Origin of the sequence: Leifsonia sp. NPDC056824, from assembly GCF_042789575.1 — a bacterium.
Classification (GTDB): Bacteria; Actinomycetota; Actinomycetes; order Actinomycetales; family Microbacteriaceae; genus Leifsonia.
In genome coordinates this window covers 592,361-599,751 of the sequence record NZ_JBHUAV010000001.1, presented here as the reverse complement: position 1 = coordinate 599,751, position 7,391 = coordinate 592,361, and the positions used below count along the sequence as shown (strand labels likewise).

The following is a 7,391-nucleotide window of genomic DNA, read 5'->3' as shown; positions in this document are numbered from 1 at the left end:
GGGGGGCCCCGCCCCCCGCCTCGTGGGGGACCGGCCCGCCGCGATTCGTCCCACTGGGCGCGGGGGGCGCGCCCCGTGCCGACCTCCGCCACGAATGTGCGGGCTGAGACGCCGTTGACGGCGGCCGGGTCTGCGCGGATGCTTGTGCAGGGAGGCGTGCGATGGCGTCGTTCTACGAGTTCGAGTTCTCCTCCGCCGACGCGGGGGAGACCGAGCAGTTCCTCTCGGACCGCTACGGCAGGGTCGCGCTGACCGGCAGGCTCGACCGCATCGGCATGCGTCTCGCCGGCGACGAGCGGTTCCAGCTCGCGTCGGTGCGCTTCGACGGGGAGCACACGGCCGCCGCGGAGACGGATGCGTTCGTCGTGGCGAGTGCCACCTCGCGCAGCGGCTGGGAGGAGGCCCGCGACAGCGGGGACATGGGCGATCAGCCCGTGCTGTTCCGCCCCGGCACGCCGTTCACGTCCTTCACGGTGAACACCGAACGGCGATCGGTGAACCTCGAGGCCGCCGCCCTTCAGCGCACGGCCCGCCTGCTGTACGGGCGCGACGACCTGATGGTCGTCTTCGACGGCCCGCATCCCGTGACGCCGCAGGCGGGCGCCTCCTGGTTGCGGGTCCTCGGTCTCGTGCTGGCGTATCGGGACACCGGGGTGCTGGGCAACGAGCTGATCCGGTCGAGCGCGTTCCGGCTGCTTTCGGTCTCGGCTCTGGAGGTCTTCCGCCTCGACGGGGACCGTGCGGCCCTGCGCGCCTCGGCGGAACGCCGGCAGCGGATCTACCGTTCCGCGGTCGAGTTCTTCCGCGAGTACGCCTCGCTGCCGATCACGATCGAGGACGCCGCCGAAGCCATCGGCGCGTCCGTCTCCGAGCTGGTGGAGGCCTTCCACGCGCTGCACCCCGAGCAGTGCTCTCCCACCCTCTATCTGCGGAGTGTGCGACTCGGCGCAGCGTTCGCAGACCTCCGGGCCGCTGCTCCCACGACCGGGGTGACCGTCGCGCAGGTCGCTCAGCGGTGGGGGTTCCCGTCGGCGCGGCAGTTCGCGTCGCTCTTCCTCGACAGGTACGGGGTGAACCCGGAACGGATACTCGACCGCGAGGACTGACGCTGGCCGCGAGGACGACGAGGGCGGACACTGGGAGGCACTCGCCCTCATCGTGAGGAGGCTCCAATGGGCACGTTCCGGACAGCTCTCTCGACCACGGACTCCGATTACGCGATGGCCGTCCTCAATGACATGTACTCCGGCGTGGAGATGGACCCGCACCCGGAGCGGTTCGCCCTCGATCTCTCCGCCGTCGGCGACGAACGCTTCGCCATCCTCCACGAGGAATGGACGTCGAGCGGCCGCTTCCAGATGGAGCCGCAGCCGATCGTCATCGTGGTTGAGGTGACGGAGGGGGCGTGGGATTGCAGCGTCGGGCGCAGCCAGGTCGACACCACCCGGCCGAGCCTGTTCCCGCCGGTTCCGGCCGTGGCCTCGTGGCAGGACTCCTTCACCGTCAATGGCACACAACTCGACGCCCGTCAGATCGACGACTTCGCCGCCGAGCACTTCGCCACCCCCGGCCTCCGCGTCAGGTTCGACGGCAGCGCCCCTGTTTCGCTGCAGCTCCAGCGATCGTGGGAGGCGACCACCGCGTTCGTGCGCAACAGCGTCGTCGCGGAGGACGAACTGCTCGGCAACCGTCTGATCCGCGACCGGGCTTTCGAGGTCCTGATCTCCTGCCTGCTCATCACCTTCCCCAACAACACGCTCGACCTTCCGCTCGGCCGGGATGGGGCGCGGGCGACTCCCGCAGCCGTCCGCCGCGCGATCGCCTTCATGGAGGAGCACCTCAGCGAACCGCTCCGGCTGGAGGACATCGCCCGGGCCGCCCGGCTGTCTCCGCGGGGTCTGCAGGACGCCTTCGTCCGCATCCTCGCAACCAGCCCGACCCGCTATCTGCGCAGCCTCCGCCTGGAGGCGGCCCGCACCGACCTCCGGGCGGCGAGGCCCGGCGACTCCGTCGCGTCCATCGCGCACCGGTGGGGCTTCGCCCACGTACCGCGCTTCGCGGCCGCGTACCGGGAGGCTTTCGGCGAGAACCCCGGGGAGACGCTCCGCGGCTGACAGCCGGATCACGCGGAGGTGATCCGCTCGGCGCGGATTTCGCAACCGAGCGTTTCCCTCACGGTCGAGGTCTGTTTACCATATTGCTGTTGTATTCACGCCCGAGAGCGCCGGGACCCGACCCTGCGTCTGCTCGCCTCGCCTTCGGCCGTGTGGGGATGGGGTGATCGCCATGGTGCTGGCGTTGGTGGAGCGGTTCGATGTGGACGGCAGACGGTACAGCCTCTACGAAGGCGAACGATGGCTGCTGTTCCGGGAGCACTCGGGCAGCGCCGTGTGCGTCGGCTCGATCATCAGGTCGGGGCTCGGGTTCATCGTGTCGGCGTGGGCCAAGCCGGGGCCCATGGTCATCGTGCAGACGCTCGAGACGGCGGTCGAGCACCTGCTCATCACCGACGCGCCACCGATCGTGGCCGACGATCAGGACGACGACGACGAGGACGACGAGGAGGAAGCGCAGTCTCCTCGACCCCTCCTGAGGGGAGCCGAGGCAGCCGGCGCGACCCGGACCCGCGCCTGAGGCGGGGCGGCGAATCGCGAGCCGTCTTGTCGCACAGACCGACTCCGCGGTAAGACGTCCGCATGCCCAGCACGCGCGGAAACCGTCGGGATCTGGTCCCGATCGTCGGCCAGCTCCGCTCTTATCGTCGCGCGTGGCTGCGCGGCGACGTGATCGCCGGGGTCACCGTCGCCGCCCTCATCGTCCCGAAGAACCTGGGGTACGCCGGCATCGCCGGCATCCCCCTGCAGAACGGCCTCTACGCGGCCGCCGCCGGCGCGATCCTCTATGCGATATTCGGGACGAGCCGGCAGATCTCGATGGGGCCCAGCTCCGGGCTGGCGGCGGTGGCGGCCAGCGCCGTGCTCGCGGCGGGCATCACCGGCGAGCAGGACGTCGCCTCGTTCGTCGCCGGCATCACGCTTGCCTCCGGTGTCCTGTTCCTCCTGCTCGCCGTTTTCCGGATGGGCTGGATCGCCCAGTTCCTCTCACGGGCAGTCGTCACCGGCTTCCTCTTCGGCGCCGCGATCGACGTCGTGATCGGAGAGCTCCCGAAGCTCACCGGAACCGAGACCAGCGGAGCCAACCCGCTCCAGGAGCTGTGGTCGTGGTTCGGGACGCTGAACGACGTGCACGGGACGACGGCGCTCGTCGGGGTCATCTCCCTCGTCGTCGTCTTCGGACTCCGCGTCGTCGCACCGCGTGTTCCCGGCGCGCTGGTGCTCGTGGTCGGCGGGCTGCTGGCCTCGGCGCTGTTCGGCCTCGGAGCGAAGGGTGTGGCGTTGGTGGGGGATGTGCCGCGCGGGTTGCCCGTGCCGCAGCTCCCGAACGGTCCGCAGTTGTGGGATCACGCCGGCACCGTCGCCCTGGCCGCTGTGGCACTGGTGATGATCGGCTTCTCCCAGACCGCCGGCGACGCGCGCACGTTCGCGGCCAGGCATCGCTATCAGATCGACATCAACCAGGAGTCGGTCGCCCAGTCCGCGGCGAACATCGGCGCCGGCCTGTTCCAGGGGATGCCCGTGTCCACCAGCCTGTCGGCGAGCTCGCTGAACGACCGCTCGGGGGCCAGGACCGGGCTCGCCTCGCTCACCTCGGGCGTCACGGTGCTGCTGACGCTGCTGGTCCTCGCGCCGCTGTTCTCCATCCTCCCCAAGGCCGTCCTCGGCGCGCTGATCATCGAAGCCGTCGTCAGCGGGATGATGGACGTCCCGGAGATGCGGCGGCTGTTCCGGGTGAAGAAGGTCGACTTCTGGATCGCCGTCGTCGCGATCGTCGCGACCCTGGTCTTCGGCGTGCTCGCCGGCGTGATCATCGGCATCGGGCTCTCCTTGCTGTGGCTGGTCGCCGTGGCCACCCACCCGGAGATGCCGGCCCTCGGTCGCGAACGTGGCACCCAGGTCTTCCGCGAGCTCGACACGAACCCGGGCGACGAGCGCGTGCCCGGCGTGGCGGTCCTGCGGTTCGACGGCGGCCTGTTCTTCGCCACTGCGGACGCTCTCGAGGACCATCTGCGCAGCGTCATCCAGGCCGACCCGGAATTGACCGGGATCGTCCTCGACTGCGGCGGCATCAACTTCATCGACGCCCAGGGCGCCGCCACGCTGGCGGACGTCGTGACCCTGACCCGGGACGCCGGAGTCCGCCTCCGCCTCACCCGGGTGAAGCCGGGTCCGCGGGCCGTGCTCGAGCGCGAAGGAGTGATCGGGCTCATCGGGGCCGACCACATCCACGGCAACATCCACCGCGCCGTCGAGGCGGAGCGGAACGACGCCGGAGGCCCGTGATCCGAGTCGCGGTCAGTGATCCGACTGCGCCGCGAAGCTCTGAACGCGGTGGGCCTCGATGTCCGGATCGCGCAAGGTCAGTCCGTGGCCAGGCGCAGAGCGATCCGGGAGCAGTCGGCCGTCACGGACCGCGGGCAGTCCGTCGAAGAACTGCGCCTCGAGGCGGGCGTGGTCGTGGAAGTACTCGACATTGATGGCCGGTCGATGTGCTGCAGCGACCGAGGCGTGCAGCGCCGGGGAGGTGTGAGCGGAGAGCGGCACTCCGAAGGCCGACGCGAGGGAGGCGGCGATCCCGAATCCCGTGATCCCGCAGCGCGTGGCGTCGGCCTGGAGGACGTCGACGCACCCGTCGACGAGGAGGTCGCGGAAGTCGGCCGGAGTGTAGGCGTACTCGCCGGCCGCGACGCGGATCGGCGCCGGCATCCGGTCGCGCAGGAGCCGGAGTCCATTCCGGTCCTGGCTGGACACCGGCTCCTCGAACCAGGTGACGCCCGCATCCGTGAACAGCTCCGCCAGCCGGAGGGCCTGTTTGCGTTCGTATGCCCCGTTGGCGTCGACGAAGAGCTCGACGGCCGGACCGATGACCTCGCGGGCCAGCGCCACGCGACGCGGATCGTCGGCCGGGTCGGAGCCGACCTTCATCTTCACCGAGCGGAAGCCCTGGGCGGCCCACGACCCGAGCTGGTCGGTCAGCTCGTCGTCGGTGTAGTCCGTGAAACCTCCGCTCCCATACGCCGCGACGCTCTCGTGGGCGCCGCCCAAAAGCTGGGTCAACGACATCCCGCACAGGCGGGCCTTCAGGTCGTGGAGCGCGATGTCGACGGCGGCGATCGCGCCGGCGCTCACGCCTGCCCAGCCGACGTTGCGGACGGCCTGGGCCATCTCCCAGTACAGGCGCTCGGTGTCGAACGGGTCCGCGTTCTCGACGACGGCCCAGAGCATGTCCTGGACGATCCGGAGGCTCGCGGGAGCCGTGTACGCGTAGCCGAGCCCAGTGGCTCCGTCTGTCTCCAGCGTGACCACGAGGATGCTGCTGTTCTCCCAGCGGATGGTCCCGTCGCTCTCCGGCCGCTTCCGGTCCTCGGTCGCGGTCGGCACGACGAAGGCGTCGGCCCGGATCGCCCTGACCCGTTCCGGCTGGCTAGCGCGCATCGCCGTCTCCGTCGCCGCGCTTGTCGCGGTGCAGCGCCCCCTTCACCCGCTCGACGCCCTCGGTGATGAGCGAGGTGGCCGAGTCCTTGATCGCGCCGAGGCCGTCTGGGTCGCCCTTCAGCAGCGCGAGTCCGGTGTTCTTCGCGAACTCGAGCGTGATGTGCGGCGGCAGCGGCGGCACGTTCTTGCTGGTGTGCGCGTCGATGAGCGTCACGCCGGGATGCGCGAGAGCGGCATCCCAGGCCGCCTCGATCTGGTCGTCCGAAGTGACCGTGATGCCCTGGAAGCCGAGCAGCTGCGCCCAGCCCGCGTAGTCGACCGACTCGACGTCCTGGGAGGTCGACCAGACCGGGTTGGCGTCCTCCGTCCGCATCTCCCAGGAGACCTGCGTGAGGTCGTCGTTGTGCAGCACCAGCACGACGAAGGTGGGGTTGGACCAGCGCGAGAGGTACTTCTTGATCGTGATGAGCTCGTTCATCCCGAGCATCTGGAACGCGCCGTCGCCGATCGTGCAGACGACCGTGCGGTCAGGGTACGCGAACTTCGCGGCCTCCGCGTACGGCATCGCGGCGAGCATCGTGGCCAGCCGGCCGGAGAGGTCGCCGAGCATCCCGTCGCGCAGCCGGATATATTGGCCATACCAGTCGGCGGTGGTCCCGGCGTCGGCGGTCACGATCGCGCCGGCCGGGAGGCGCTTGTTCAGCTCGTGGTAGACCCGGCGCGGGTTCACGCCGTCGTCGTAGTGCTGCTCGGCCTGGGCGGCGAGCTCGTCGTCCCACTCCCGCATGCCGGAAGCCGCCTTCTCCTGCCAGGACAGATCGTCCGTCTGCCGCAGCAGCGGCAGGAGCGCCGCCAGGGTGGTCTTCACGTCGCCCCAGATGCTCACGTCGGTCGGGTAGCGCAGCCCGAGCTGTTCGGGCCGGAGGTCGATCTGCACCGCCCTGGCCTGCCCGGTCTTCGGCAGGAACTGCCCGTACGGGTAGTTGGTGCCGAGCAGCACGAGCGTGTCGCAGTCCTGCATCTGGTCGTAGCTCGGCCGCGAGCCGAGCAGGCCGAGCTGCTGGGTGTGGAACGGCACGTCGCCCGGCACGACCTGCTTGCCGCGCAACGTCGTCATGACGCCGGCACCGGTCAGGCGCGCGGCCGCGAGGACCTCGTCCGTCGCGCCGACCGCGCCGTGCCCGACCAGGAACGTCACGCGCTCGCCCGCGTTGATGATGTCGGCGGCCGCCCGGAGCTGCTCCGCGGGCGGCGCGATGGCGGTCGACGGCGGCACCGCGCTCGACCGGGACACCCACATCTCCGCGCCGGGGGCCGCCATCTCCATCCCCTGCACGTCGTGCGGCAGGATGACCACGCACGGCTGCTTGCGGGTGATCGCCGTGCGGAAGGCGGTGTCGATCACGGCCTGCGCCTGCTCCGGCGAGACGATCGTCTGCACGTACTCCGCGACGTCGGAGAAGGTCTGCTCCAGCTTGCTCTCCTGCTGGTTGAAGGTGCCGAAGGAGTTCAGCCCCTGCTGGCCGACGATCGCGACGACCGGCTGGTTGTCCATCTTGGCGTCGTAGAGGCCGTTCATCAGGTGGAAGCCGCCCGGGCTGGAGGTCGCCATGCAGACGCCGACCTCCCCGGTGAACTTGGCGTGCGCCGTCGCCATCAGAGCGCAGATCTCCTCGTGGGTGGGACGGATGTACTCCAACCCCTCCCCGGCGCGCTCGGCCTTGCCGAGCATCCCGTCGAACTCGCCGATGCCGTCACCGGGGAAGGCGAACACCCGCCGCACACCCCACTCCCGAAGTCGTCCGATCACGAACTCGCTGACTGTCGTCGCCATTCTTT

General features: G+C 70.2%; 6 protein-coding genes. 4 read left to right on the top strand and 2 right to left on the bottom strand.

The features are described 5' to 3' along the window. The first annotated feature begins 161 nt into the window (after positions 1-161). From ACFRFH_RS03055 to ACFRFH_RS03040, 4 genes are all read left to right on the top strand, one after another. Positions 162-1,106 (top strand): helix-turn-helix domain-containing protein, encoded by a 945-nt coding sequence (locus tag ACFRFH_RS03055; protein ID WP_382461535.1) that lies wholly within the window; start codon positions 162-164, stop codon positions 1,104-1,106. 114 nt (positions 1,107-1,220) lie between these two features. Further along, positions 1,221-2,114 (top strand): helix-turn-helix transcriptional regulator, encoded by an 894-nt coding sequence (locus tag ACFRFH_RS03050; protein ID WP_382461534.1) that lies wholly within the window; start codon positions 1,221-1,223, stop codon positions 2,112-2,114. Between the two features lie 163 nt (positions 2,115-2,277). After that, positions 2,278-2,634, top strand: coding sequence for a hypothetical protein (locus ACFRFH_RS03045; protein ID WP_382461533.1), 357 nt, complete (start codon positions 2,278-2,280; stop codon positions 2,632-2,634). Positions 2,635-2,696: 62 nt separating this feature from the next. Then, positions 2,697-4,400, top strand: coding sequence for a SulP family inorganic anion transporter (locus tag ACFRFH_RS03040; protein WP_382461532.1), 1,704 nt, complete (start codon positions 2,697-2,699; stop codon positions 4,398-4,400). 12 nt (positions 4,401-4,412) lie between these two features. Here the strand turns inward: ACFRFH_RS03040 and ACFRFH_RS03035 are convergent, their stop codons facing one another. Together ACFRFH_RS03035 and ACFRFH_RS03030 are read right to left on the bottom strand one after the other, a co-directional pair. After that, positions 4,413-5,552 carry an enolase C-terminal domain-like protein gene (locus ACFRFH_RS03035; RefSeq protein ID WP_382461531.1) on the bottom strand — a complete coding sequence of 380 codons (1,140 nt, stop codon included), beginning with the start codon at positions 5,550-5,552 and terminating at the stop codon, positions 4,413-4,415. Next, positions 5,542-7,386: a thiamine pyrophosphate-requiring protein gene (locus tag ACFRFH_RS03030; RefSeq protein ID WP_382461530.1), complete on the bottom strand. Its 1,845-nt coding sequence runs from the start codon at positions 7,384-7,386 to the stop codon at positions 5,542-5,544. The genes ACFRFH_RS03035 and ACFRFH_RS03030 overlap by 11 nt, the downstream gene beginning before the upstream one ends. Positions 7,387-7,391 lie beyond the last annotated feature (5 nt).

Bases quoted from the DNA above. Each gene is read 5' to 3' on its own strand.
- ACFRFH_RS03030 (WP_382461530.1), bottom strand. From the start codon at position 7,386: ATGGCGACGACAGTCAGCGAGTTCGTGATCGGACGACTTCGGGAGTGG.
- ACFRFH_RS03040 (WP_382461532.1), top strand. From the start codon at position 2,697: ATGCCCAGCACGCGCGGAAACCGTCGGGATCTGGTCCCGATCGTCGGC.
- ACFRFH_RS03035 (WP_382461531.1), bottom strand. From the start codon at position 5,552: ATGCGCGCTAGCCAGCCGGAACGGGTCAGGGCGATCCGGGCCGACGCC.
- ACFRFH_RS03050 (WP_382461534.1), top strand. From the start codon at position 1,221: ATGGCCGTCCTCAATGACATGTACTCCGGCGTGGAGATGGACCCGCAC.
- ACFRFH_RS03055 (WP_382461535.1), top strand. From the start codon at position 162: ATGGCGTCGTTCTACGAGTTCGAGTTCTCCTCCGCCGACGCGGGGGAG.